Raw genomic sequence first — 2,310 nt, forward strand, 5'->3', positions numbered from 1 at the left:
CGGAACCCACTGCCGGTAAGCGCGTTCAATCACGCGGATCTCCTAGATCGTTTCGTGTGTGCCGGACGCGTCGGGTCCCGGGGGGTGCAACCCCCGGGGCCTTCTCTGTGTCCAGAGACCGCACCGTAACCACCGCCTGGACAGGTGTGCCAAGACGCCACAGCCGTGAAAACCGGATCCCCTCCCACCGGATCACTCCTGACCAGTCACCGCCTGGCCGTCACTACAGACACCAAACTGAATCGACGAGGGCGGGAACCGCACCAGACTGATCACTTCCGCTCACCTGAAGGAGATCGGCCGAGAAAATGATCATCCGGCCCCCCGGTAACCGTTCACCCGAACGGGTTAACCAGGGGCCTGTCGTCAACACCGCGTGCACACCCACAGAAACCACCAACCGCCTCAGCCCCCACCCCGGCGGCGACGGCGGCTCGTCGCCGAACTGCTGTACCGCATGTAAGAGAGGACGGCAAACGGCGTGAAGACGTACGGCTTCAGGCTGCGCTCGATCTGTGAGCGGGTGCATGCCCCGCGGTGCGAGAGCCTCGACGTTTTCGGCGACCCGGAAGCTGCGGGGCAGCGGGGCAGCGGGGCAGGAGCGAACTCCAGTACGTCAGAGTCCCGCGCGCAGCGGCCCGCATCGTCATCTCGGCCAGTCGGGCTGGGCCCGCAAGCAGGGACTGTCACTGGCTAGCAGGCAGGGGGCGAGCCCTTCTGGCCCTTGAGGTCGCGGTTGTACAGCCGCCCGGTGGCGTTCGCGCCGTCCACGCGTACGAATGTCCACTGGTTGCCAGTGGGTTGACGCGGGTCCTGTGGGTCAGCCAGCGCAGCCCGTCGGTACAGGGCTCGGCTTGGCCCAGGCGGGCGAGGAGCTCTACGAAAAAAACAATGACGCGCAGGCCTTCTTCGAGGTACTCGCGGACGGCTTCGCCGTGGGTCCGGAGCCGGAGGGAAACGGTATCGGGGTCTGCGCGCCCGGTCCCTGGGATCGCCCGGCGCGCACCGTGCCCTCCAGGATCTGTTCGTCACCGTCTTGCTGCTGACCAGACCGGAGGTGTGTCGGTGCGGGGCGGCCCGGTGTAGGAGCCGGGAGTGGACCATCTCATCGGGCCGCCGCAGTCGGCCATGATGTTCAGCGGCTTCTTGCGCTCCGGCTCGTCAACCACCAGGCACTGGCACGGACGGAACGGACTCCGTAACCAGCCCCTGCGCGGACCAGTCCAGGCCGTAGAGCACGAGATCGGACTGGTCGGGATGGAGCTGAGCCGCTCGCGCCCGGGTCCTGTCGTTTGACGAGCAAGATCACGATCGCCGACAGGAGCGTCAGCCTGCAAACAGATTGTGGAGGAGGCCGGCGACGACGAAGAACCCGAGATAGGAGGCGAGTACCACGCTCACCATCGCCAGGAGCTTGAGCGGCGTCGCGAGCTGTTTCCGGGCGAGGGAAAGGTTGGCGAAGAGGCCCGCTGCCCCGATGGCCCCGCCTATCGCTCCGCCGAACGGCAGCAGGATGATCGGCACGATCGAGAGCAGCAGCTGCCACCAGGTGAGTCCCCGGAATTTGGCCCATGGGTCCGGCTTGCCGAGTGTGCCCTGTCCGGCATCGGGGAGGTTTTGCATGTGCGGGAAGCCTCATTCTTGTCGGTTTGATCGTGGTCGACCGTCAGGATGCGGGTGACGGGCTTGCGAAGCAATGGTGTGCTGGCAACGGTTTGCGTACGAAACCGCGTTCCGGAGGCCGATTCAGTCGATTTGTCTGCGCCTTGGGCATCTGGGCCCTTGGCAGGCCGTCATAGGGTGAGGGGGCGGCGGGTCACCGCACGAGTGGATGAATGGACGCTTCCGCCGACGTCGTGCCGAGCCCCCGCACGGTGGGGCCGGCGGCCAGGTTTCGGCGGCGCCTTCGGCCGCTCCAGTCTCCGCGGGTGGACCGGACGGCACCAACGAGTGCTGACCACTACGCCTCGCCCCGGCGAGCCCCTCATCGACCATGCCGGCGTGTCCGCACGGCTACAAGTGCGCCGCGGTCCACATAGGCCCCGACACCGGTAAGACGTACAGCCTTGAGGCGTGCGGCGGTGGTACCGGAGGAACTCTTCGCCGCCTGCCATACGCTGACGTTGCCGCAGACATGGTCGGGGCCGCCTATGGGGGGCTCTGCACAGCGTGCTGGTCGACCGGTCTGCGGTGTGCATGAGGTGCCTGGCCGATCAGGTGGGATGAGAGCACCGGTAGGAACCCCTCCCAGCACCTGAGTGCAGACGGGCGTGGTGGTGTCTGTCTTGGTTCCGGGATGGCCTGAGCAGC

1 protein-coding gene is annotated in these 2,310 nt (G+C 66.7%); it reads right to left on the reverse strand.

Annotation, left to right across the window (positions count from 1 at the left end; translation table 11 throughout):
* Positions 1-1,326 precede the first annotated feature (1,326 nt).
* Complete coding sequence (locus ACFV0Q_RS40875; protein ID WP_385013097.1) at positions 1,327-1,623, reverse strand: hypothetical protein; 297 nt, start codon at positions 1,621-1,623, stop codon at positions 1,327-1,329.
* Positions 1,624-2,310 lie beyond the last annotated feature (687 nt).

The organism is Streptomyces sp. NPDC059564 (assembly GCF_042735575.1).
Taxonomy (GTDB): Bacteria; Actinomycetota; Actinomycetes; order Streptomycetales; family Streptomycetaceae; genus Streptomyces.

Excerpts from the sequence above, each read along its gene's own strand:
- ACFV0Q_RS40875 (WP_385013097.1), bottom strand. The coding sequence starts at position 1,623 with ATGCAAAACCTCCCCGATGCCGGACAGGGCACACTCGGCAAGCCGGAC.